Source organism: Gordonia sp. 11cp (assembly GCF_057767225.1).
This window is the reverse complement of record NZ_CM173437.1, coordinates 314060-337870: the sequence shown is the minus strand read 5'-3', so window position 1 is coordinate 337870 and position 23811 is coordinate 314060. Positions and strand designations below refer to the sequence as shown.

Below are 23811 nucleotides of genomic sequence, written 5' to 3'. Positions count from 1 at the left end.
GCTTGCGCTCCTCGCACCTCAGGGAGCGGAAGGGTTGTTGCTTGCGCTCCTCGCACCTCAGGGAGCGGAAGGGTTGTTGCTTGCGCTCCTCGCACCTCAGGGAGCGGAAGGGTTGTTGCTTGCGCTCCTCGCACCTCAGGGAGCGGAAGGGCGTCGCTTGCGCTCCTCGCACCTCAGGGAGCGGTGGGGTTGTCGCTTGCGGTTCTCTCACCTCAGGGGTGCCGGCTCAACCAGCGGGGGTGGTGCCGCTCAAACAGCGCGGCGCGCGACGCGGCGATCGAGACAGAACCGGGCACCGTCGGCGATGGCCTCGGTCACCGGGCGTGGTTGCCAACCGAGGTCGCGTTCGGCCTTGCCGTGGTCCATCTCGGACATGAAGTGCATCAACCGGACCGAGGGGATCGTCAACTGCACCGGCTTGCGGGTCAGCGCCGCCCGCGCGGAACCCACTGCCCCGAAGGTGTAGAGGGCGGCGCGGTTGAGAACCAGACGCGGGGCCGGCCGGCCTGCGGTCGCGGCTGCGATGGAGACGATCTCACCGGTGTCGATGGATCTCTCGGAGACGATGTAGCGTTCGCCGACCTCGCCGCGGTCCGCGGCGAGGAGCAGCGCGTGCGCGGCGTCGTCGATGCCGACCGACTCGGCGCGACAACCGCGAACGGTGAACGGCAACCTGCCAAGCGCCGCGCCCGCCACGAACGCGCCGTGCGGGGTGGGTTGCCAGTCGCCGGGGCCGTAGGTGTTGGCAACGCACATCGCGACCGCGGGCACCGCGCCGTCCTGCGCTCGGTTCACCACCAGGTCTTCGGCGGCCACGCGGCTCTTCACATACTCAGGAGCCCTCGCGGCCCAGTTGAACTCGTCGTCCTCGGTCGCTTGACGGCCGTCCACCCGGCCGATGGTCGCCGCGGTGCTGGTGAACACGAACTTCCGCAGTGGCATCCGAGCCGCGACGTCGAGCACCGAGCGCAGGGCTTCACATTCGTCCGGTACAGCGGTGCGGGGTCGCGCAGCCACGCGCGCGTGTCGACCGCACAGTGGAACACCACGTCGCACCCGTTCATCGCTCGCGCGACCGCGTCGGCGTCGAAGAGGTCGCCCGTCACGTGGTCGATGCCGAGGCCGGCCAGGGTACGGAGGTCGCTGGTGGGTCGTGTCAGCACTCGCACCTCGTCACCCGCGTCCACGAGCTGCCGCACGAGACGGGAACCCAGAAACCCGTTGCCTCCGATGACGAGTGACGGCACGGTTCAGAGTCCTCCGGGCGCGAGGTCGTCGATCGCCGCCGCGCTCCGGGACAGCATCGCGTCGAACATCGCGTTGCCCCGCTCGGTCGGTTGCGCCGCCGCGGAGCCGAACACGATGATCAGCGGCGCCTGGATGAGGTTTCCGACGTAGTCGTCCCAGCATTCGTCGAGCGTGTAACCGCTCACGCCTGCGATCGTCAGTGCTCGATGGTACGAGGCGACGATGCCGCGCTCGTGTCGGCGCCGGTCGTCGGTGTTCAGACTGGTACTCAGGAGAAAGGCGATGTCGCGCAACGGGTTACCGGTCGTGATCGTCTGCCAGTCGATCACCGTGACCTCCCCGGAGGGTCCGAACAGGACGTTGTCCACACGGAGGTCGCCGTGGATCAGGGTGGCGTTGTCCAGCGGGGCGACCAGCCACTCACCGGCCTCGCGGACGAGCCAGTCGACGGCCGCCGACGACGGGCCGTCGGGGGAGAAGCGTTCGCGGTACACCTCGGCCATCGGGGCGAGGATCGATTCCATCACCTCCCGGTCGGCGTCGGTGGGCAACGGCATGTCGGCCAGGAGGGTCGGATCGTTCCATCGGGGAGCGTGCAGACCGGCGGCCGCGACGGCGATCGACTCGGCCTGCGCCGGTGTGCAGCCGGCGATCTGGTCACCCTGGACAGCGGCGCCCATGTCCTCGAGCAGGAGAACGAACTCGGTGCCCGGATCAGAGATCGTCGCGGCGAAGCAGGTGGGTATGGGGACAGTGAACGAGGAGGCGAGGTCGCGGTAGAACCGCACCTCGTTGCGGAACACCCCGGATCCGAACTCGCGCTGGTCCGGTGTTCCGGTGGCGAGTTTCGCGATGACCGTGTCGGGCAACGCCGCTGCGTTCTCGTGGTCGAGATGCAGCCGATACGACCCGGCCATCTGCCCGGTGCCGACCGGCTCGGTCCGGACCGAGCCGATGTGGACGTCGTGTCCGTTGGCGGCGAGAAACGCGGTCAACCACTCCGGGCTGAGTTCGTCTACGCGGGTGGGGATTCCGACGGTGTCCGGCACGGTCACGCCCTTTCGGTTTAGCGGTACGGATCGGGCCGATGTGACCGGGCTCACCCAGGCCGCTGGTCGCGACACTACCGAGGAAATGGACTGGTGTCCAGGGAGGCGGACGACGGTTCCGGTGTGTGGTGGATTCTTGCCTCACGACGGCTCCGAGAGCAGCAAATCCATTCCGCCACAGTACGGATCGTGCTCGACTAGGCTGCGCGCAGACGCGGTGACCCGAGTCGCGGTCGCCGGGAGAGGGGAAGTGCGAGTGAACACCAGACTCGACGGAAAGGTCGCCCTCGTGACGGGCGCGGCGCGCGGCCAGGGCCGCAGCCACGCCGTGCGGATGGCCGAAGAGGGCGCCGACATCATCGCGATCGACATCTGCGATCAGATCACCACGGTCAACTACGCGATGAGCACTCCGGACGACCTGCAGCAGACCGCCAAGATGGTCGACGCCACGGACCGCAGGGTGATCGCCAAGATCGCCGATGTCCGCAGCCGCGATGCGCTGCAGGCCGCGATCGACGATGCAGTGGCGCAATTCGGCAGGCTCGACATCGTCGTGGCCAACGCCGGGATCAGTCCCCTCGGACCCGAGAGTCCCTCGGTCACATGGATGAACACCGTGTCGGTCAACCTCGGTGGCGTGATCAACACCCTCGAGCTGTCCTTGCCTCACCTCGAGGCGGGTGCGTCGATCGTCTGCATCGGGTCGATGTCCGCGTTCATGCCGTCGTTCGAGTCCGCGCAGGCCGGACCGGGCGCGGGCGGGTACGGCCACTCGAAACGGGCGGTGGCGCGACTCGTCAACGACCTCGCACGTCTTCTGGCGCCGAAAGGCATCCGCGTCAACGCGATCCATCCCGGCAACGTCGACACCGCGATGGTGCATCACGACGAGATCTACCGGTTGTTCCGTCCCGACCTGGAGAAGCCGGACTACGCGGACGTGAAGGATGTCTTCGCCTCGCTGCACGCGATGCCGGTGGATCTGCTCGCACCCGAGGATGTCACCGAGGCGGTCCTCTACCTGGTGTCCGATGCTGCGCGATATGTGACCGGGCAGCAGCTTCGGGTGGAGGCGGGCGCGTTGCTCAACTCGGTTCCGCCCGGCGTGCCCGACTGAGCGCGCGCCGATCAGGTCACCCCGCAACAGAACCCGGGTTCACGGGCAATTGTCGCCTGGCGGGCCGGATCGAGCGATACGCACTCAGTACCGACAACAGTTCCGACGGTGCGGCGCCGTGCATGATGACCGAGTCGACACCGAGGTCGAACTGCCGAGCCACGGTGGCCGCACAGCGCGCGGCGGTCCCGACCGCGCTGTCGGCGACCCAGGACGCCGGGATGACCTCGGCGAGCTGTGCGAGTTCGTCAGCGGTCGCGGTGGCGTCGATCGGTCCGCGTGCGCCGGCGAAAGCCGGACTCTCCCTGATCCGGTCGAGATCCTCTCGGTGCCAACCATTGGCGCGCATGAGAACATCCGGATACCCCTGGAGATAGGTCGCGAGCCGGCCGTACAGGCGACGCAGCCGATCGTCCTCGGCGAGTTGATCGGGCACGGTCGCCACCACAGACCAGATACGCACCGAAGCCGGGTCCCGGCCGGCCTCCTCGGCCGCCCCTCGCACCGTCTCGACCGCAGCGGTCGTGGCGGCGTCGGAGAAGAAGGTGTGCAGGACCACCCCGTCCGCGATTCGTCCGGCGAGACGCAAGGTGTTGGGCGACATGGTCACCAGCAGGATGGGGACCGGTGGGACGGCGACCCCGAGGTTGAGGTAGTCGTAGGTGCCGAGCGGTCCGTCGTGCCCGAGGACCATCTCGCCCCGCCAGAGGGTGCGCAACACCGAAGCCGCGTCGGTGAGTTGGGCACTCGTGACATCGGGGACGCCGAGAACTTGCCACTGCATGGCGAATCCGCGCCCGAGGCCGAGTGCGAACCGCCCACCTGTCATCGCCGACAACGTGGCGCCCATGGACGCGGTGATGATGGGATGACGGGTGTTGTGGTTGGTCGCGGCCGTGGCGACGCCCATGCGGCGAGTCGCTGCTGCCAGACCTCCCGCGAGCACGGCGGCATCCTTGACGTTGAAGCGCTCGGAGACGAAGGCGGCGCCGAAGCCCTCGTGGTCGGCCAGCCGCGCCTCGTCGGCGAGCTCGGCGGGATCGACCGGATGCCGGGACAGGGCGTAGTAACCGATCTCCGGGAGTGTCTGGTGTGCGGTCGAATCGGGAGACGACACCGCCGCGGGCGACGTCATGCCTGTGCGGCCACCGCTTGCCGGTACACGCGGGTCCGGGCTTCGCGCACCCAGAGCCGGCCCGATCCGGGCGTGGCGCCCTCGGCCTTGAGGGTCCGTTTCAGGATCTTGTTCGTCGCGGTCGTCGGGAGGTCGTCCTCGATCCGGACGTAGGTCGGCCACGCCTTCGGTGACAGGTCCGGTTGCGCAGCAAGCTGTTCGGCGAATGACTCCGGTGTGAGTTCGACGCCGTCCTGCAGGACCACCGCGGCCATCACCGCGTCGCCGACGTGTTCGTCCGGAACGGCGTAGACCGCAACGCGATTGATCTCCGGAACACGCAGCAGCACGCGTTCGATCGGACCGGCAGCGAGATTCTCGCCGTCGACGCGCATCCAGTCGCCGGTTCGGCCGGCCAGGTAGATCCAGTCGTCGGAGTCCTTGTAGGCCAGGTCGCCCGACCAGTACATCCCGTGGCGGAGTCGTTCGCTCGTGGCGTCGGCGTCGTTGTAGTAGCCCATGAACATGCCGCCGCCCTCGATGTTCACCAGCTCGCCGATCGCGTCGTCGGCGTTGAGAAGTGCGCCATTGGAGTCGAATTCGGCCCGCGGGCACTCGGTCAGCGTCGACGAGTTGTATACGGCGACATTCGGGAAGCCCTTGCCGATCGAACCGTGCGGGGTGCCGGGCTCTCGGGTGATGATGATCGCCAGTTCCGTCGAGCCGAATCCGTCCCACACGGTGCAACCGAAACGGCGGGAGAAGTCGTCGATGTCGCGGTCGGTGGCCTCGTTGCCGAACGCCACCCGAAGTGGGTTGTCGGCGTCGTCGGGCTTCTCCTCGGTCGCCAGGATGTAGGCGAGCGGCTTGCCGACGTAATTCATGTATGTCGCGTTGTAGCGGCGGATGTCGTCGAGGAAGGTCGACGCGGAGAACTTGGCCGGTGCGATCGCTGCACCACCGCACAGCGCCACGCAGTAGCCACCCATGAGTGCGGCGCTGTGGAACAGGGGCATCGAGAGGTAACACACGTCGCCGGGGCCGATGTCGTACTTGTCGGCGAGCACCGGGCCGGCGAAAGGCATCATCAGATGCGCGAACTGGACGGGCTTGGGATTGCCACTGGTGCCCGAGGTGAAGATGAGCATGAACGTGTCCATCGCCCCGGGTACCGAATGGGGCGTCAGTTCGCCTGCGCCGGAGATCATGTCGGCCCACTGCTGGGTGGAGGTGTCCAGTACCGTCACGCCGGGCAACTCCAGGCCGTCGAGGAGTGGTCGGTGTTCGGCGTCGGTGAGGAGGATCTGACAGTCGGCTCGCAGGATGTCGGCGGCGAGGCCGTCACCGCGGCGGGTGTTGTTGATACCCGCCGTCACGTATCCGCCGAGTGCGCCGGCCGCCAGAGCGATCAGCATGTCCGGGGTGTTCCCGAGCAGTGCGCCCACGTGGAGTGGGCGCTGCGGGTCGGCGACCCCGAGGATCGCCGACGCCGCCCGCTCGGCATCGCGTATGTACTCGCGCCAGGTCCATTGCCGGCCCTCGAAGGTGATCGCGAGGTTGTCGTCGTCGGCGCGTGCCTGCAGGAGCTGGGTGACTGTCTCGGCCATGCGGCAAATCTAGAACGTGTTCACCCCACGTGTGTACAGATTTGCAGAATTGTCTACTCGGTTCTGGAGAGCCCGCTCAGCCCCGGGGAAGAACGTTGAAGAATCAACGCGTGAACGATCCGCTGCCCGGCACGACCGTGAAGGTCTGATCGCTCTTTCCGAGGATCGTCGTCGTGAATTCGACCGACCCGGTCCCGGTGGTGACAGCGACACCGTCCGACGGACGCCCGTCCGTGCACGCCGCAAAGACTTCGTCTCCGGATGTCCTGGACGACGTGTTCTTCCAAGTGATCCCGACTCGTGCGTCCTTGAGGTTGGTGGCGCAGGCCTCGGTGGGAGTGGTGTCGAGTGAGATCCGCGTGACCCCGGGTTCGGTGGCCGAGGCGAGAATGCTCGCCACGAATCCGCCGGTGACGCCCTGGGAGCCGACGGTGACGCCGGCATTGGGGATCTGCTCCACGCTGAGCGGCCGCTCCGCGGGTTCCGCGACGGCGGTGCCCGCTCCGGCTCCGAACGCTCCCACTGCCACAATCGCCCCGATTGTTGCCACAGTCTTGCGTCGCATCTGTCTCTCCCGTCACTTTGGACACGTACGAACCCAGAGTACGGGAGTGAGATTGGACTCTCCAACGTGAGATCGGCTGCACTTCGCTGATACAAGGGATTTCATGAGCGAGCCGCACGATCCACTGTCCGCATTCCACCTCGGCGACATCACGGTGTCGGAGTCGGGGGTGCGGGCCTCGCAGCAGCTGTGCACGCGTTTCGTTGATCATCGCGGACTGATCGAGTTGCCGGCCCTCGCGGTGCTGTTCGACCACTGCGGCGGCATCCCGTTCCATGGCGTCCACGACGACCCCGCCGCAGCGACCCTGCAGGCGCGCCTGACGATGTCGACCCATGGGCGCGCGGAGATCGGGGACCTCCTCGCGGCGCGCGCCGAGGTGGTCATGCACGACGACGCGTGGGGCTCGACGTCGGTCGAGATCCGCACCGGAGCCGGGGATCTGTGCTGTGTGGGGACTGCGCGAAACGTTCGCGTCGGCCGTGCGCCGACCGGTGCCACGCCGTCGGCCGAGCTGGGCCTTCCGACACCACGGTGCGCCGACGCCGACCAGTCCGTCCTGCCCGAACCGATCCCGGCCACGCTGTCCGGGCGCGAAGTGGTCGATGAGATCGCGTCGAAGATTCGGGAGCCCGGCCCGCTCACCGACATGCTCAACGGCCGCGTCGAGGTCATCGACGGTACCTCCGACCGCGAGTCCGGTATCCGCTTCCGCAGTGCCACCGAACCCTGGATGGGCAACATGTTCGGCACCATGCACGGCGGTGTCATCGCCACGATCGTCGGTCAGGCCGCGTCGTTCGCCGGACATCTTCATGCCGGTGCCGGCCAGGAGTACTCGATCGGGGACATGGCGATCGGCTTCTACCGCTCACCTGCTGTCGACGGCAGTGAAGTGGTGGTCGAGGTGACGCCGATCAAGCTCGGCAGGCGCATCTCGTCCTTCGAGGCGACGATGACCTCCTACGACGACGTCCTGCTGAGCCGGGCCACGGTCGACATCCACTACCGCTGACCGCAGCTGGGTCTCGGGCTGGCCGAGCAGCGTCGACCGAGCGTAGCGAGGCCGCGTGGTGCTCCTGCTGGCCGAGCAGCGTCGACCGAGCGTAGCGAGGCCGCCGCGTCCGTCGAGGTCACTTTCTCATGCTCGGGTCGCCAGGTGGCTTCGACTCGGCGCCTCGCTTCGCTCGGTGCCGGCTCAACCAGCGGTGGGAGCGTCGATCGACGAGCCTGGGGCTGTTTGCTCTACCGGCGGTGGGTCGCTGGCTCAACCAGCGGTGGGAGCGTCGATCGACGAGCGGTGGGGCTGCCGGCTCAACCAGCGGAGGGGGGGTCGATCGACGAGCGGTGGGCTACAGAAACAATCAAGCGTGCTTGATTTCTTCTGCGGTCGTGTGTGAGGGTGATCGCATGTCTGATGGACGCACCGCCGTGATCGGCGTCGTCGCCGATCTCGAGGCCGAATCCGCGCAGCTCGACACCGTGGTCGCCGGTCTCGACGACGCGGGCTGGGCCACGCCGACACCCGCGCCGGGATGGACCGTCGCCCACCAGATCGCGCATCTGGCGTGGACCGATGAGGTCGCCGCTGTCGCGGCCACCGATCCCGATCGCTTCGCCGAACTCCTCGGCGAGGCGGCGGACAGCGTGGCGACCTTCGTCGACGACGCGGCCGAGGCCGGCGCGGCCGCACCGGTCGGGGAGATCCTCGCCGGGTGGCGAGCCGCGCGTGAGCGTCTCGCCGACGCCCTGCGTGAAATTCCCGCCGGCGTCAAGATCCCATGGTTCGGCCCGCCGATGTCCGCGGCGTCGATGGCCACCGCGCGACTCATGGAGACCTGGGCACACGGCCTCGACGTCGCCGATGCCCTCGGTGTTTCCCTGCCGCCCACCGACCGGATTCGCGGGGTCGCGCACATCGGTGTGCGCACCCGCGACTTCGCGTACGTGATCAACGGCCGGACCCCGCCCGCCGAGCCCTTCCACTACGCGCTCACCGCGCCGTCGGGTGAACTGTGGACTTGGGGGCCGGCGGACGCGTCGAACAGCGTGCGAGGACCGGCGCTCGACTTCTGCCTCCTGGTGACGCAGCGGCGCGCACTCGCCGACCTCGACCTCGAACTCACCGGCTCCGACGCGGTCGAATGGTCCAGCATCGCACAGTGTTTCGCGGGGCCGCCCGGACCGGGTCGCGAACCACGCGGGCGCTGAGACGCCCCGACCCCGCCGAGGCCCGGCGGACAGAGACCGATCGCCGTCGAATCACCGATCGCACGCAGTCCCGACAGGAGAACACGATGCCCATCGCCAACCCGCTCTGGGAGACACCGGAACGTCTCGAATTGCGTTCCACTGTGCGGCGATTCGTCGACAAGCACATCCTCCCGCACCAGGACGACTGGGAGCGGGACGGAGCGATCCCGCGTGAACTGCACGTCGAGGCAGCCAAACTGGGCCTGTTCGGGCTCGGGGTTCCCGAGGAGGTGGGCGGCTCCGGCGGCGACCTGATCGACAGCACGATCCTCGGCGAGGAACTGCACTACGCCGGTGCGGCCGGCGGCGTCTTCGCGTCGTTGTTCACCCACGGCATCGCGCTGCCGCATCTGATCGCGGCCGGCGACCCCGACCAGATCGACCGCTGGGTGCGGCCGACGCTGGCGGGCGAGAAGATCGGGAGCCTGGCGATCACCGAGCCGGGCGGCGGCAGCGACGTCGGTCATCTGACGACCAAGGCCGAGCGCGACGGGGATGAGTACGTCGTCAACGGTTCGAAGACCTACATCACCTCCGCGGTCCGGGCCGACTTCGTCGTCGTCGCCGTCCGCACCGGAGGTCCCGGGGCAGGCGGTGTCTCGCTGCTGGTCGTCGAGAAGGGCACGCCCGGCTTCTCCGTCACCCGCAAGCTGGACAAGATGGGCTGGCGCAGTTCCGACACCGCCGAACTGTCCTTCGTCGACGCCCGGGTGCCGGTCGGCAATCTCGTCGGACCCGAGAACTCCGGATTCGCCCAGATCGCCACGGCTTTCGTCACCGAACGGTCCGGCCTCGCGGTCCAGGCCTACGCCAGCGCGCAACGGTGTCTCGACCTGACCCTGCACTGGGCGCGTGATCGGGAGACCTTCGGCAAGCCGATCATCGCCCGGCAATCGGTGCAGGACACGCTGATCGAGATGGCCCGGCGCATCGACATCGCGCGGACCTACACGCGCGCTCTCGTGGAGCGCAAGGTCAGCTCCACCGACGACCTCATCGCCGAGGTGTGTTTCGCGAAGAACACCGCGGTCGAGGCGGGGGAGTGGGTGGCCAACAAGGCCGTTCAGCTGCACGGCGGCCTCGGTTACATGACCGGCACCGAGGTCGAACGGCAGTACCGCGACATGCGCATCATCGGAATCGGTGGCGGCACCACCGAGATCCTCAACGGACTGGCCGCCAAGCGGCTCGGCTACCAGGCCTGATCGGCCCGCTGGAACGCCCGCCCGCGGGACCATTCCGCCGACGAACCACATCGACGACTGACAGGGAGTATCGAGATGACCGTGGACACCAATCCGTTCGTGGAGACCACCGAACGAGCCGAACTGCGCGCCGCGGTCGCCGGACTGGCGGCGAAGTACGGACAGGAGTATTTCCGCGAGTGCGCGCGAACCGGTCGTAAGACCGACGAGTTGTGGGCCGAAGCGGGCAAGCTCGGCTTCATCGGGGTCAATCTCCCCGAGGAGTACGGCGGGGGCGGTGCCGGGATGTACGAGCTCGCGATCGTGATGGAGGAGATCGCCGCGTCGGGTACCGGACTGCTCATGCTCGTCGTCTCACCGGCCATCTGCGGCAACGTGATCGCGCGGTTCGGCACCGACGAGCAGAAGCAACGCTGGCTGCCGGGTCTCGCCGACGGGTCGATCACGATGGCGTTCGGGATCACCGAACCCGATGCCGGCTCCAATTCCCACCAGATCACCACCACGGCCCGCCGGGACGGTTCGGACTGGCTGCTCACCGGCCAGAAGGTCTACATCTCCGGCGTCGACCAGGCTCAGGCGGTGCTGATCGTCGCACGCACCGAAGACGCCAAGACCGGCAACCTCAAGCCCGCGCTCTTCATCGTCCCCACCGACTCCGAGAACTTCTCGTACACCATGATCGACATGGAACTGCAGAACCCGGAGAAGCAGTTCCAGCTCTTCCTCGACGACGTGCGGCTGCCGGCCGACGCGCTCGTCGGCTCCGACGACGCCGCACTCAGTCAGCTGTTCGCGGGACTCAATCCGGAACGGATCATGGCCGCGGCGTCGGCCGTCGGGATGGGCCGCTTCGCGCTCGACAAGGCGGTGTCGTACGTCAAGGAGCGCACGGTGTGGAAGACGCCGATCGGCGCGCACCAGGCGATCGCGCATCCGCTCGCGCAGGGCAAGGTGGAACTCGAGATGGCCAAGCTGATGATGCAGAAGGCCGCGACCCTCTACGACGCCGGCGACGACTGGGGCGCCGCCGAACCGGCCAACATGGCGAAGTACGCGGCCGCCGAGGCCTGCGTGAAGGTCGTCGACCAGGCCGTGCACTCCCTGGGCGGCAACGGACTGACCACCGAGTACGGACTGGCGCCGATGTTGAGTCTGGCCCGGATCGCCCGCATCGCACCGGTGAGCCGGGAGATGATCCTCAACTTCGTCGCGCAGACCAGCCTCGGGCTGCCGAAGTCCTACTGAGGCCCTCGGTGACCGCATCCTCGGCGAATGTCCGCTCACCGCAACAGGAACGCTCGCGACTGACCCGCGAGCGCCTGTTGCGGTCGACGATCGACGCGCTGGCCGCGGACGGCTGGGCCGCTGCGACCGTGGCCGCGGTCGCCGAACGCGCCGGCGTGTCCCGCGGCGCGGCGCAACATCATTTCCCGACGCGCGAGACCCTCATCACCGCGGCGCTCGAGCAGGTCTTCGAGGACATGACGCGTGCGGCCGGCCAGGACCCCGGGGCATCGTCGGAGCCGGCTGACGAGGTGACCCCCGACCGGGTCATCCGTGCCGTGCGGAGGGCCGTGGACGTCTACACCGGCACCGAATTCAAGGCCGCACTCCAGGTGTGGGCGGCCGCCGCGTCCGATCCCGCACTGCGGCGGCTCATCCTGCCGCTCGAGGCGAAGTTCGCGCGGGCGGCTCACCAACGCACCATGGCCGCGATGGGGGTGTCCCCGGACGACGAGACCGGTTACCGGCTCGTGCAGGCGACACTCGACATGGCGCGCGGACTGGGTCTGGCGGACACGCTGTCCGACGATTCGGCTCGACGCGCGCTGGTCGTCGACACATGGTCGGCGCAGCTCGTCGCCGCGTTCGGGACCGGGTCCGCGGACCGGCCGGGTTAGACCCGTTTGGAGGCGGGGTGTTCGGGGTCCGGGTGTTCGGGCTCTGGCGGGCCGGGTCGCCGGCCACGGGTGCCTGCCCAGTAGACACCGAACGACATGAACGCCATGCCGACGAACACGACGACGAGTGAGATCGTCATCGACAGATAGCCCTGTTCGCGCGGATCGATGAACGGGTAGGGATACCAGTTCACGATCGGCCCGCGGATCAGCGTGTAGACGCCGTACACGAACGGGATCGCGAGCCAGGTCAGCCATGAGCGCTCCGGTAGTCGGCGGGCGCGCACCACGATCCAGTCCAGGAGCATCACCAGCGGGATGACGCGGTGCAGCACGTCGTTCACCCAGGCATAGGTGACGTCGACGTCGATCCCCTGCAGCAGAAGTGCGTAGACGATCCCGGTGATGACCATGCATGTGGTTGCCGCTCCGCGAAGCCACTCCCACACCGGTGTCCCGGGCGCGAGGAGGCCCCCGGCGAGCAGGACGATTGCGGCGAAGATGTTGCTCAGCACCGTGAAATAGCTGAAGAAGTTGGCGAGGGTGAACCCGGCGTCGCCGTAGCGCAGCGCTGCCTGGTAGACGAGGGCGCTGATGCCGAGCGCGGCAAAGGCGATGCGGAGCAGACGTATCCACCAGGTTGCGGTCACGTCAGCAATTCAAGCACCTCCGCCCAGGGTGACCCGGGTGAATCGCTCGCCGACATGGGTGGCCGGTTCGCCCGAGGGAGACGACACCTCGGGCGAACCGACCGGGTCTCACTCCGCGTGGATGATGACCCCGCGGATGTTCTTGCCGTCCCGCAGATCCTGGTACCCGTCGTTGACCTGGTCGAGGGTGTAGGTCTGCGTGATGAGTTCGTCGAGCTTGAGCTGCCCGGCGTCGTAGAGACGCAGCAGTTTGACGATGTCGTACTGGGGGTTCGCCGACCCGAACAAGCTGCCCTTGATCGTCTTCTGGTTCAGGGTCAGGTCGGTTCCGGAGACCTGCACGGTCAGCTTCGTCGGATCGGCGAGACCCGTGATCACGACCGTCCCGCCCTTGCCCACCACGGCGGTCGCGTTCGCCACCACCTCCGCGTCGACCGTTCCGACGAGGATCAGAGCCTGATCGGCGCCTTGTCCCCAAGTCAGCTCGTTGACCTTCTCCGCAGCCTCGGCAGCGTCGGCGAAAGCATGTGTCGCACCGAATTTCAGCGCCGTGTCCCGCTTGAGGGCGACCGGGTCGACGACCACGACGTACTTGGCTCCCGCCGAGACCGCACCCTGTACCGCGTTGATACCCAGGCCGCCGATGCCGTAGATCACCACTGTGTCGCCGGCACGGACACCGCCGGCATACACCGACGTGCCCCAGCCGGAGGGCACGCCGCAGCCGACGAGCACCGCCTTCTCGAGCGGCAGCCACTCGTCGACCTTGACCACCGAATGCTGCGAGATCGTCGCGCGTTCGGCGAAGGTGCCGAGCATGCACATGGCGCCGAAATCATCGCTGCCGGAATGGAACCGGAACGTGCCGTCGGGCATCGACCCCTCGAGGATGGTGGCGCCCATGTCGCAGAGGTTCTGCCGACCGGTGGAGCAGTAGCGGCAGGTGCCGCAATTCGGGATGAAGCTGCAGACCACGTGGTCGCCGGGCTTCACCTTGGTGACCCCGGGGCCCACGGCTTCGATGATCCCCGAACCCTCGTGGCCGCCGACGATGGGGTAGCGGGGCGGGAGATCGCCGTCCGTGAGATGCAGGTCGGAGTGGCAGAGGCCGGCCGCGGTGTACTTGATCAGCACCTCGCCCTCGCGGGGCTCGTCGAGGTCGAGTTCGACGATCTCGAAGGGCTTTCCGGGTGCGGTGAGGACGGCGGCCTTGGTGGTGAGAGACATGAGGTTGTGCTCCTTGGGTATACGGGAAGGGGGCGTGCGGCCGGGCGGAGATGCGCTGTGGGTCAGAGCGAGATGTTGACGGCCTTGGTCTGGGTGTAGAGCTCGATGGCCGACGATCCGAGTTCGCGTCCCCAGCCCGACTGCTTGTAGCCACCGAACGGCATGGCCGTGTCGAAGCCGTTGTACTGGTTCACCCACACCGATCCGGCCTTGATCTGGCGGGCAGTCCGGTGCGCCTTGGACAGGTCGGTGGTCCAGATGCCCGCGGCGAGTCCGTAGATCGAATCGTTGGCCGCGGCCGCGACGCCGGTGTCGGCATCGAAGGGCATCGCGGCGACGACGGGACCGAAGATCTCCTCCTGCACGATCGAGAAGCTCGGCTCGACGTCGACGAACACGGTCGGTTCGATGAAGAAACCCTCATCGCCCCAACGTTTCCCACCGGTCAGTGCCCGTGCGCCGTCGGCGAGGCCCGCCGCGAGATACCCCGAGACGCGATCGAACTGTTCCTGGCTGACCAGCGGTCCGAGTTCGGTCGTCGGATCGAGGCCGGGTCCGATCTTGGCCTGGGATGCGGCCTCGGCGACAGCCGCGGTGAAGTCGTCGAAGATGGGGCGTTCGACGAAAAGCCTTGTCCCGGCGACACAGCACTGGCCGTGGTTGAACATCCAGGCCGCCACCGATCCGGCCACCGCCTTCTCGAAGTCCGCGTCGGCGAACACGATGTTGGGGCTCTTGCCACCCAGCTCCAGCGACACCTTCTTGAGGTTGCCCTTCGCGGCGTCGACGATCTTCTTGCCGACCTCGGTCGAACCGGTGAACGCGATCTTGTCGACGTCGTCGTGCGCGGCGAGCGCCGCTCCGGCCTCGCCGTACCCGGTGACGATGTTGACCACACCCGGCGGGAAGCCGGCCTCGGTGAACACCTCGCCGAGGAGCAGGGCCGTCAGCGGGGTCTGCTCGGCAGGCTTGAGGATCACGGTGTTGCCGGCCGCCAGTGCGGGCGCCAGCTTGAACGCGGCCATCAGCAGCGGGAAGTTCCACGGCACGATCAGGCCGCACACCCCGACCGGTTCGCGCAGCGTGTACGCGTGGAACTCGCCGCCGGGCACGAACGGCATCGAGACGTCGACCGTCGACCCGGTGATCTTGGTGGCCAGCCCCGCGTTGTAGCGGAAGATGTCGGCGGACCAGTTGGTGTCGACCGCGGCGGCGATGGTGGCCGCCTTGCCGTTGTCGAGCGCCTCGAGCTGACCGAACTCCTCGGCGCGTTCGGTGAGGATGTCGCCGACCCGCCAGAGCAGGCGTTCACGCTCGTTCGGCTTCATCCGGGTCCACGGGCCGTCGTCGAAAGCACGGCGTGCGGCGCGGACCGCCAGGTCGATGTCTGCCGCGTCGCCGTGCGCGACCGAGGTGATCGGGCGTGCGGTGGCGGGGTCGATGGTCTCGAAGGTGCGGCCCGAGGCCGACCACACCCATTCGCCGTCGATCAGCATGGGACGGTCGGCGGAGATGAAATCGCGGACACGCTGATGCAGGGCGGTGTGGTGGGCGGTGTCGGGTGCGACGGCGGTCATGTGGCCTCCTGGTCGGAACGGTGTCGACAGGGATGTGTCCTGGAGTGATCTGGGTCATATGCGACCTGACTCATTTCTCTCACCGTTCCGGGCCGCCGCCGTGTCCAGAAACTGAACACCTGGGCTGTACAGGGGCCGCGGCGGCCGGGCGCGCCCGCATGGCTACGGTGAGACGCCGACGAGTCAGTCAGATTCAGAGTTGGGGATCCCCGGAGGAGCAGAGTGAACGTGCGCCCAGCGGGCAGGGCCGGCGCCGCCCTGCGCGGCCTCGGCCCGGTGGCCGGGGGTCTCTCGGTCCGTGAGGCGATCCGGGCCGGGACGGGTGCCGGAGTCGCGCTCGGACTCGTCGGCCTGGTGCTCGCGGCGTCGGGGGTCGACCTGCGGCTCGGGCTCTTCCTGATAGCGCCGTTCGGGGCGACCGCCGTGCTCGTCTTCGCCGCGCCGAACAGTCCGCTGGCACAACCGTGGCCCGCGACCGTCGGCAACGTGGTGTCGGCCGTCGTGGGGGTGGCGACGACCCTCACCATCCCGCTGCCGGCCCTCCGGGTGGCGCTCGCGGTGGGCCTGTCCGTGGGCCTGATGATCGGGTGCCACGCGGTGCATCCGCCCGCCGGCGCGGTGGCGATGACGGCCGCGCTCAGTCCGGAGACGATCCACTCGCTGGGATTCCGGTTCGTCCTCGCGCCGGTCCTCGCGGGCACACTCCTCCTGGTCGTCCTCGCCGCCGGATACGCAGGGCTGACCGGGCGGCGTTATCCGTATCGCCGGTTCGACGACGCGTCTCCGCCGGCGGCGCGGCTCGGTCTCGACGAAGACGAACTGACCGGTCTCCTCGATCGCTACGAGCAGTCGCTCAACCTCGGCGTCGCCGATCTCGCCCGCCTGATCGGGGCAGCAGAGCTCCAGGCCGCCGGGCATCGGGCGGGTCCGCTCGCCGCCTCGGATGTGATGTCCCGCGACCTGGTGACGGTGGGCTCCGAGACGCCGCTACGGGACGTCGCGACCCTCTTCGACGAGTACGGCTTCACCTCGCTTCCGGTGATCTCGGACGAGGGCACGTTCGCCGGGGTTGTCTTCCAGATCCATCTCGTGCGCCGGTTGATGCGTCCCGACGAGGTCGAGTTGCGCGCCGCGGACGTGATGTCGCCGGAACCGGCCGTCGCGACCCCGGGTACGCCGGTCGGCGCCCTGCTGCCGCTGCTCGCCGAGAGCGGATGCGACGCGGTTCCGGTGCTGCAGGGCCGGACCCTGGTCGGCATCGTCACCCGGACCGACCTCATCGCGGCGCTCGCTCGGCGGACGCTGCGGGACCCGCTGCCGCCCAGCTCGGTGCCGGAGTAGCCGGCCGGTTCAGATGTCCAGCGCGCGCATCCGCGAGTACAGCGTCGTGCGGCTGATGCCGAGATCCTTCGCGGCGTGCACCTTGTTGCCGCGGGCCCGGTCGAGTGCCTCGACGATGGCCGTGCGCTCGGCCTGCTCCCGGCCGGACAGGTGTGCGGCCCGGCTGGTCGTCCGATATGCGGGTGGCAGGTCGCTCGACTCGACGACACGCGCCGCGCGGGCCCGGCAGGCCGCCGCGGCCTGTCGGAGTACGGAGTTGAGCTCGGTGAGGTTGCCGGGCCAGTCGTCGCACAGCAGCGCATCCGTCGCCGATCCGGACAGCGAGAGCTCCGGGTCGATGCCGGTCAGCGCGCTGCTCGCGATCGCCGCCAGCTCCGAGGTCCGATGACGCAGCGGCGCGAGGTCGACCCGCGTCGCACACCGCGCCAGCAGGGCGGCCACACCCGGGCTCGCCTGGTCTCGAGGCCCGCCGACGACGATCAGCGGCGACTCCCGCGAACTCGAGACCGCCACGCGGCCGAGCAGCGCGACCGACTGTGCGTCGAGCAGGTCGACGCCGTCGATGACCAGCGGAGTGTTCATCGATCGGGCACGTCCGACATACGCGGGGATGTCGGGCCGCCGTCCGCTGATGAGTTCGTCGGCCACATCGACGATCACCGCCGACCGATCGGCCTCCGCGGCGAGCGCGGCCGCGTGGGTGCTGCGTCCGGTGCCCGGTTCGCCGGTGATCGCGACGCTCGTGCGGGACGGGGCGGTCGGCGGTGCGGACCGCGTCGTGGGCGGCTCGCTGACCGGCCGGAACCGGAACAACGCTGCGCCGCAGGCGCCCGGCACGGGTTCGACCGCGATCTCCACCTCGGCGCCGGACACGAGCGTCAGCGGGAGCACCGTCGCCCGCAGAGCGGGATCGGTCGCGACGATCCGTAGGGCGCCGATGTCGGTGGGGGAGAGCAGTTCGGCGGCAAGGGCATTCGTGAGCTGGAGGTCGTCGCCGATGGCGGCGACGGCCAGGTCGCGCCGTGGCGCGGCACGCTGGAACGCGTCGAGGACGCACCGTTGGTGGGCGCGCGAGCGGTCGAGCAGACGGTCGGCGATGTCGGCGACGATCCCGTTCACCACGGGGATCGCCAGCGGGTTGATGCGGTCGGCGATCTCGGACATGCAGATGATCCCGGCGAGCCTGCGGGTGGCCGGATGGATGATCGGCTGCCCGAAACAACTGATCGACTTGAACTGCTCGAGGTAGTGCTCGGCTCCGTTGACGACGATCCCGCCCCGGGTCTCCGCCGGGGTGCCGAGGGCCGTGGTCCCGACGACGTCCTCGCCGAACGGCACACCCGGCGACGCGCCGATCGCGTCGAGTCTGCGCTCCACCGTCGTGCCGAACGCCACCCGTGTCACCATCCGGCACTCGTGGTCCACGAGCAGCAGCGAGACGTCGGTGCCGGCGAGTCGGGCGGCGGCATCGTCGAGTACCGGGCGCGCGGCGTCGAGCAGCGGATCGGCGGCGGCGATGTCCTGGACCTGCGTCGGGGTCCGGTCCCCGGGGCGGACCCCGGACAGCGCCGAGCGGCGCCACGAGTGCTCGATGACGGCTCGTCGAGGCGCGGAATCGGAGGTGCGGTGCAGCGTGTCGATGCCACCAACGTGACATACATCACCGTGGAAGGAAAGGTCGGGTCCCTGCTCCGCGGTCTCGGGGGCCTGGTCCGAGCGTACTACCGTGGTCACATGCGCGTGGCGACCTGGAATGTGAACTCGGTGAAGCAGCGCATCCCGCGCCTGCTGCCGTGGCTGGACGAACGTCGACCCGACGTGGTGTGCCTGCAGGAGACCAAACTCTCCGACGCGGCCTTCCGCGAGTCGCTGGGCACCGAGCTCGCCGAACGCGGATACGAGATCGCGCACGCCGGACAGGGGCAGTGGAACGGGGTGGCGCTGCTGTCGCGGGTCGGACTCGACGACGTCCGCATCGGGTTCGACGGCATGCCCGGATATCCCGACCCGTCGACCCTCGAGGCGCGGGCGGTGTCGGCGGTGTGCGGGGGACTGCGCATCCACTCGCTGTACGTACCCAACGGCCGCTCGCCGGACTCGGACCACTACGGCTACAAACTCGAATGGCTGGCGGCGCTTGCCCGCGCGGTCGACGACCCCGCCACGACGCTCCTGTGCGGCGACATGAACATCGCGCCCGCCGACGCCGACGTGTTCGATCCCGGCGCGTACGTGGGACACACCCATGTGACCCCGCCCGAACGCGCCGCGCTGGCGACCTTCGCATCGATGGGCCTGCGCGACGTGGTCCGGGACCGGTGGCCCGACGACCGCGTGTTCAGCTACTGGGATTACCGCGCCGGGATGTTCCACAAGGACCTCGGGATGCGCATCGACCTGATCCTGGCCGGCGAATCGGCCGCCGATCGGGTGACGGCCGCCTGGATCGACCGGAAAGCGCGCAAGGGCAGCAAGCCCAGCGACCACGCGCCCGTCATCGTCGACCTCGACGAGGCCCCCGACGGAGACATCGGCCCGGTGGTCCCGCCGCCGTCGAACCCGGCGAAACCCGGTGCGGCGAAGGTGAAACTGCCGCAGACGCCGGAGTGACCCGCTCGACGGCCGACCCTCGCCTCCGTCGTCCGGTCGTCGCGGTCGCGAGGACTTACGGACGATTGCTCGGCGCGGTGCTGTCCGTCGCGAAACGGTGCGGTGCCGGACGACTCGGCGGGGGTCCGGCGGCCACGGCCGGTGTCCTCGTCTCGGTTCACCTGCTGGCGGTGACCATGTGGTTCGGCCCGCTCGGGATCGGCGCGGCGCTCGGCGCGGGCCTGGTGTCGGCGGCCGTCGTCCGACGCCGCGTGCGGTACCGCGGGCTGACCGAGGTCGAACGCCGCACCGCCGAGGAGGTGTTCGGGACAGCGAGCTGGCTCGACGACGTGGTCCTCACCGATCTGGCCGGTCGCGGTCGGCGCGCGTTCACCCTGCCCGCGGTCGACGGACGCGTCCTGTGCAACCTCGGAACGGCGTTCGACGCGCCCCTGGGCACCGGCACCGGGGCATATCCGGCGCCGGCGCAGCTGCTGATCCACGAGCTGGTCCACGCCTGGCAGATCACGGCCGCGACCTCGCCCGGGGAGTTCCTCGCCGACGCGCTGGCCGACCAGGCCCGGTACGAACTGGGCGAGGACGTCTACGGCATGCACGACGCCGGCGCCACCCACCGCGCGCTGCGCCGGGGCGACGTGGAACGGCAGGCGACCGTCGTCGACCGGTGGTTCGCCGGCCAGTCCTCGCCCACCCGGCGTCCGCGCGATCCGAACAGCCCGTACCTGCACGAGATCGAGCAGCTCAGGAGTCCCCGCCGACGCCGATGACCGTGCCACCCGGCCGGCCGCTCTCCGCCCTCGACGCCTGCGGTTTCGAGGTGTATGAAGTGAGAGGGGTGCGCCGTGCACGAGCGTCACCCGGAGCCGATCGCACACAACCCGTTCACCTGCTGGTTGCGCGCAGGATCCGTTTTTTGACCTGTGTAAACCCGATCGGTAGAGTGGATCGTCGGTGCCCGGCCCATGCTGGGCCAGTCCGCATGCCTGCCCAACGGCTCTCGAGCCGCCGAGTTTCTCGGGGTACGGCCGGCAGAGGGACTGACAGGCGAATCCGCTGTCGAGTGTATGACACGCCCGACCTCGGGGTAGCGAAAATGTACTGACCAGCACATACGTGCTGGTGGGGCGAGTTGTGGAAGCCACGAAAACAGGCTGCGAGCCGGTTTTCGTGCTTGCCCGGAGCACCAACCACAACCGATGACAAAGAGGAACGAACACCTAGTGCCAACCATCAATCAGCTGGTCCGCAAGGGCCGTCATGACAAGGCCGCCAAGACCAAGACCGCGGCCCTCAAGGGAAGCCCGCAGCGTCGTGGCGTGTGCACCCGCGTCTACACCACCACCCCCAAGAAGCCGAACTCGGCGCTGCGCAAGGTCGCCCGTGTGCGCCTGACCAGCTCGGTCGAGGTCACCGCGTACATCCCCGGCGAAGGCCACAACCTGCAGGAGCACTCGATGGTGCTCGTCCGCGGCGGTCGTGTGAAGGACCTCCCGGGTGTGCGCTACAAGATCATCCGCGGCTCGCTCGACACCCAGGGTGTCAAGGACCGCAAGCAGGCTCGCAGCCGCTACGGCGCAAAGAAGGGGAACTGATAAGTCATGCCACGTAAAGGACCCGCGCCGAAGCGCCCCCTCATCAACGACCCCGTCTACGGTTCGCCGCTGGTGACCCAGCTGGTCAACAAGATCCTGCTGGACGGCAAGAAGTCGACCGCCGAGCGCATCGTCTACGGCGCACTCGAGCAGGCTCGCGACAAGACCGGCACCGATCCGGTCGTCACCCTCAAGCGCGCCCTCGACAACGTGAAGCCCACCCTCGAGGTGAAGAGCCGCCGCGTCGGTGGTGCCACCTACCAGGTGCCGATCGAGGTCAAGCCGAACCGTGCCAACACCCTCGCGCTCCGCTGGCTCGTCAGCTTCAGCCGTCAGCGTCGTGAGAAGACCATGGTCGAGCGTCTCGCCAACGAGCTGCTGGACGCGTCCAACGGTCTCGGTGCTTCGGTGAAGCGCCGCGAGGACACCCACAAGATGGCCGAGGCCAACCGGGCGTTCGCGCACTACCGCTGGTGACACCTGCCGTCCGCGGCGTCGGCGAACACCGACGCCGCGGACGGTCCCACCCCCAGACCCAACAGCTCTAGCGAAAATGCGAGGCGATTAAGTGGCACAGGAAGTGCTCAGCGACCTGAACAAGGTGCGCAACATCGGCATCATGGCCCACATCGATGCCGGCAAGACCACCGCCACCGAGCGAATCCTCTTCTACACCGGTGTGAACTACAAGATCGGTGAAACCCACGACGGTGCCTCGACCACCGACTGGATGGAGCAGGAGAAGGAGCGGGGGATCACCATCACCTCCGCGGCGGTGACGTGTTTCTGGAACAAGAACCAGATCAACATCATCGACACCCCCGGCCACGTCGACTTCACCGTCGAGGTGGAGCGCAGCCTCCGCGTGCTCGACGGCGCGGTCGCCGTGTTCGACGGCAAGGAAGGCGTCGAACCGCAGTCCGAGCAGGTCTGGCGTCAGGCGGAGAAGTACGACGTCCCGCGCATCTGCTTCGTCAACAAGATGGACAAGCTCGGTGCGGACTTCTTCTTCACCGTGCGCACCATCGAGGAGCGCCTCGGCGCCAAGCCGCTGGTCCTCCAGCTGCCGATCGGTGCCGAGGACAACTTCGACGGTGTCGTCGACCTCATCGAGCAGAAGGCCATCACCTGGCGCGGAACCGTCGAGATCGGCGCCGAGCCGACCATCGAGGAGATCCCCGCGGACCTGGCCGACCAGGCTGCGGAGTACCGCGAGAAGCTCCTCGAGACGGTCGCCGAGACCGACGAGGCGCTGCTCGAGAAGTACTTCGGCGGCGAAGAGCTGACCGTCGCGGAGATCAAGGCCGCGATCCGCAAGCTCACGATCGCCCGCGAGTACTACCCGGTGATCTGTGGTTCGGCGTTCAAGAACAAGGGCGTCCAGCCCATGCTCGACGCGATCATCGACTACCTGCCGTCCCCGCTGGACGTGCCGTCGGTCGAGGGTCACGCCGTGGGCGACGAGGAGGAGATCCTCTCGCGCAAGCCGTCCGCGGACGAGCCGTTCTCGGCTCTCGCGTTCAAGATCGCGGCTCACCCGTTCTTCGGCAAGCTCACCTTCGTGCGTGTCTACTCGGGCCACATCACGGCGGGCACCCAGGTGCTCAACGCGACCAAGGGCAAGAAAGAGCGCATCGGCAAGCTCTTCCAGATGCACGCCAACAAGGAGATGCCGGTCGAGGACGCCACCGCGGGTCACATCTACGCGATGATCGGACTCAAGGACACCACCACCGGTGACACCCTGTGCGATTCGGCCGCGCCGATCGTGCTCGAGTCCATGAGCTTCCCGGACCCGGTCATCAACGTCTCGATCGAGCCGAAGACCAAGTCCGACCAGGAGAAGCTGGGCACCGCGATCCAGAAGCTCGCCGAAGAGGACCCCACCTTCTCGGTGAAGCTCGACGAGGAGACCGGCCAGACCGTCATCGGCGGTATGGGCGAGCTCCACCTCGACATCCTGGTCGACCGCATGAAGCGCGAGTTCAAGGTCGAGGCCAACGTCGGCAAGCCGCAGGTCGCCTACCGCGAGACCATCCGCAAGACGGTCGAGAAGCACGAGTTCACCCACAAGAAGCAGACCGGTGGGTCGGGCCAGTTCGCGAAGGTCATCATCAAGCTCGAGCCCCTCGTGGACGCCGAGGACGGTGCGACCTACGAGTTCGCCAACGCCGTCACCGGTGGTCGCGTCCCGCGCGAGTACATCCCGTCGGTGGACGCCGGCGCCCAGGACGCCATGCAGTACGGTGTCCTCGCCGGTTACCCGCTGGTCAACCTGAAGGTCACCCTGCTCGACGGTCAGTACCACGACGTCGACTCCTCGGAGATGGCGTTCAAGATCGCCGGCTCGCAGGCCCTGAAGGAAGCTGCGCGGATGGCCAGTCCGGTCATCCTCGAGCCCATCATGGCCGTCGAGGTCACGACACCCGAGGACTACATGGGTGACGTGATCGGCGACCTGAACTCCCGCCGTGGCCAGATCCAGGCCATGGAGGAGCGCAGTGGTGCGCGTGTCGTCAAGGCACAGGTGCCGCTGTCGGAGATGTTCGGCTACATCGGAGACCTCCGGTCGAAGACCCAGGGCCGGGCAAACTACTCCATGGTGTTCGATTCGTACGCGGAGGTTCCCGCGAACGTGTCGAAGGAAATCATCGCGAAGGCCACCGGCGAGTAAATCCGGTCCTAGCGACATGCGCCGACCCGTTCTGCGCACCAACGTAAGAAGAAAACCCCTGCTGGGATCCGCCCA

General features: G+C 68.2%; 20 protein-coding genes and 1 pseudogene. 12 read left to right on the top strand and 9 right to left on the bottom strand.

The window, feature by feature from the left end; genetic code table 11:
• Nucleotides 1-624: 624 nt before the first annotated feature.
• Nucleotides 625-1187 (bottom strand): annotated as a pseudogene (locus tag AC3B6C_RS01330) (NAD-dependent epimerase/dehydratase family protein); the annotation flags it as partial.
• A 63-nt stretch (nucleotides 1188-1250) separates the two neighbouring features.
• A complete protein-coding gene (locus AC3B6C_RS01325; RefSeq protein ID WP_488374641.1) occupies nucleotides 1251-2303 on the bottom strand; it encodes a phosphotransferase family protein in 1053 nt (350 codons plus the stop codon).
• A 250-nt stretch (nucleotides 2304-2553) separates the two neighbouring features.
• Between AC3B6C_RS01325 and AC3B6C_RS01320 the strand changes: the two genes are divergently transcribed.
• On the top strand, nucleotides 2554-3417 hold the full coding sequence (locus tag AC3B6C_RS01320) for a mycofactocin-coupled SDR family oxidoreductase (protein WP_488374640.1): 864 nt from the start codon (nucleotides 2554-2556) through the stop codon (nucleotides 3415-3417).
• 16 nt (nucleotides 3418-3433) lie between these two features.
• On the opposite strand, the gene AC3B6C_RS01315 is transcribed toward AC3B6C_RS01320, so the two are convergent.
• The 3 genes from AC3B6C_RS01315 to AC3B6C_RS01305 all read right to left on the bottom strand — a co-directional run bounded on the left by AC3B6C_RS01315 (nucleotide 3434) and on the right by AC3B6C_RS01305 (nucleotide 6703).
• Nucleotides 3434-4552 carry a TIGR03857 family LLM class F420-dependent oxidoreductase gene (locus AC3B6C_RS01315; protein WP_488374639.1) on the bottom strand — a complete coding sequence of 373 codons (1119 nt, stop codon included), beginning with the start codon at nucleotides 4550-4552 and terminating at the stop codon, nucleotides 3434-3436.
• Nucleotides 4549-6138 (bottom strand): fatty-acid--CoA ligase FadD1, encoded by a 1590-nt coding sequence (gene fadD1, locus AC3B6C_RS01310; RefSeq protein WP_488374638.1) that lies wholly within the window; start codon nucleotides 6136-6138, stop codon nucleotides 4549-4551. The genes AC3B6C_RS01315 and fadD1 overlap by 4 nt, the downstream gene beginning before the upstream one ends.
• Before the next feature lie 103 nt (nucleotides 6139-6241).
• Nucleotides 6242-6703 (bottom strand): hypothetical protein, encoded by a 462-nt coding sequence (locus AC3B6C_RS01305; RefSeq protein WP_488374637.1) that lies wholly within the window; start codon nucleotides 6701-6703, stop codon nucleotides 6242-6244.
• Between the two features lie 103 nt (nucleotides 6704-6806).
• Here AC3B6C_RS01305 and AC3B6C_RS01300 point away from each other — a divergent pair, with 103 nt between their 5' ends.
• From AC3B6C_RS01300 to AC3B6C_RS01280, 5 genes are all read left to right on the top strand, one after another.
• Nucleotides 6807-7718 carry a PaaI family thioesterase gene (locus tag AC3B6C_RS01300; protein WP_488374636.1) on the top strand — a complete coding sequence of 304 codons (912 nt, stop codon included), beginning with the start codon at nucleotides 6807-6809 and terminating at the stop codon, nucleotides 7716-7718.
• A 395-nt stretch (nucleotides 7719-8113) separates the two neighbouring features.
• On the top strand, nucleotides 8114-8914 hold the full coding sequence (locus tag AC3B6C_RS01295; protein ID WP_488374635.1) for a TIGR03084 family metal-binding protein: 801 nt from the start codon (nucleotides 8114-8116) through the stop codon (nucleotides 8912-8914).
• Nucleotides 8915-9000: 86 nt separating this feature from the next.
• Complete coding sequence (locus AC3B6C_RS01290; RefSeq protein ID WP_488374634.1) at nucleotides 9001-10161, top strand: acyl-CoA dehydrogenase family protein; 1161 nt, start codon at nucleotides 9001-9003, stop codon at nucleotides 10159-10161.
• Nucleotides 10162-10236: 75 nt separating this feature from the next.
• Nucleotides 10237-11409 carry an acyl-CoA dehydrogenase family protein gene (locus AC3B6C_RS01285; protein ID WP_488374633.1) on the top strand — a complete coding sequence of 391 codons (1173 nt, stop codon included), beginning with the start codon at nucleotides 10237-10239 and terminating at the stop codon, nucleotides 11407-11409.
• 8 nt (nucleotides 11410-11417) lie between these two features.
• Nucleotides 11418-12065, top strand: a complete 648-nt coding sequence (locus tag AC3B6C_RS01280; RefSeq protein ID WP_014927895.1) for a TetR family transcriptional regulator — start codon at nucleotides 11418-11420, stop codon at nucleotides 12063-12065.
• On the opposite strand, the gene AC3B6C_RS01275 is transcribed toward AC3B6C_RS01280, so the two are convergent.
• The 3 genes from AC3B6C_RS01275 to AC3B6C_RS01265 form a co-directional block, all read right to left on the bottom strand.
• Nucleotides 12062-12715, bottom strand: coding sequence for a Pr6Pr family membrane protein (locus tag AC3B6C_RS01275; protein ID WP_488374632.1), 654 nt, complete (start codon nucleotides 12713-12715; stop codon nucleotides 12062-12064). The two genes, AC3B6C_RS01280 and AC3B6C_RS01275, sit on opposite strands and share 4 nt — an antisense overlap.
• Nucleotides 12716-12823: 108 nt before the next feature.
• Complete coding sequence (locus AC3B6C_RS01270) at nucleotides 12824-13942, bottom strand: NDMA-dependent alcohol dehydrogenase (protein WP_488374631.1); 1119 nt, start codon at nucleotides 13940-13942, stop codon at nucleotides 12824-12826.
• Nucleotides 13943-14004: 62 nt separating this feature from the next.
• Nucleotides 14005-15519 carry an aldehyde dehydrogenase family protein gene (locus tag AC3B6C_RS01265; protein ID WP_010840512.1) on the bottom strand — a complete coding sequence of 505 codons (1515 nt, stop codon included), beginning with the start codon at nucleotides 15517-15519 and terminating at the stop codon, nucleotides 14005-14007.
• Between the two features lie 222 nt (nucleotides 15520-15741).
• On the opposite strand from AC3B6C_RS01265, the gene AC3B6C_RS01260 reads away from it, so the two are divergent.
• Nucleotides 15742-16860: an HPP family protein gene (locus AC3B6C_RS01260; RefSeq protein ID WP_488374630.1), complete on the top strand. Its 1119-nt coding sequence runs from the start codon at nucleotides 15742-15744 to the stop codon at nucleotides 16858-16860.
• Between the two features lie 9 nt (nucleotides 16861-16869).
• Here AC3B6C_RS01260 and AC3B6C_RS01255 read toward each other — a convergent pair whose 3' ends face one another.
• The gene (locus tag AC3B6C_RS01255) at nucleotides 16870-18501 is read right to left on the bottom strand and encodes a sigma-54-dependent Fis family transcriptional regulator (protein WP_488376199.1); all 1632 of its coding nucleotides are present in this window, start codon (nucleotides 18499-18501) and stop codon (nucleotides 16870-16872) included.
• Nucleotides 18502-18594: 93 nt separating this feature from the next.
• On the opposite strand from AC3B6C_RS01255, the gene AC3B6C_RS01250 reads away from it, so the two are divergent.
• The 5 genes from AC3B6C_RS01250 to fusA all read left to right on the top strand — a co-directional run bounded on the left by AC3B6C_RS01250 (nucleotide 18595) and on the right by fusA (nucleotide 23736).
• The gene (locus AC3B6C_RS01250; RefSeq protein WP_488374629.1) at nucleotides 18595-19470 is read left to right on the top strand and encodes an exodeoxyribonuclease III; all 876 of its coding nucleotides are present in this window, start codon (nucleotides 18595-18597) and stop codon (nucleotides 19468-19470) included.
• Nucleotides 19467-20237 carry a hypothetical protein gene (locus AC3B6C_RS01245; RefSeq protein ID WP_488374628.1) on the top strand — a complete coding sequence of 257 codons (771 nt, stop codon included), beginning with the start codon at nucleotides 19467-19469 and terminating at the stop codon, nucleotides 20235-20237. Before AC3B6C_RS01250 ends, AC3B6C_RS01245 begins: the two co-directional genes overlap by 4 nt.
• A gap of 453 nt (nucleotides 20238-20690) precedes the next feature.
• The gene (gene rpsL, locus AC3B6C_RS01240; protein WP_004020596.1) at nucleotides 20691-21062 is read left to right on the top strand and encodes a 30S ribosomal protein S12; all 372 of its coding nucleotides are present in this window, start codon (nucleotides 20691-20693) and stop codon (nucleotides 21060-21062) included.
• 6 nt (nucleotides 21063-21068) lie between these two features.
• The gene (gene rpsG / locus AC3B6C_RS01235; protein ID WP_004020595.1) at nucleotides 21069-21539 is read left to right on the top strand and encodes a 30S ribosomal protein S7; all 471 of its coding nucleotides are present in this window, start codon (nucleotides 21069-21071) and stop codon (nucleotides 21537-21539) included.
• A 91-nt stretch (nucleotides 21540-21630) separates the two neighbouring features.
• Nucleotides 21631-23736 carry an elongation factor G gene (gene fusA, locus AC3B6C_RS01230; protein ID WP_010840507.1) on the top strand — a complete coding sequence of 702 codons (2106 nt, stop codon included), beginning with the start codon at nucleotides 21631-21633 and terminating at the stop codon, nucleotides 23734-23736.
• Nucleotides 23737-23811 lie beyond the last annotated feature (75 nt).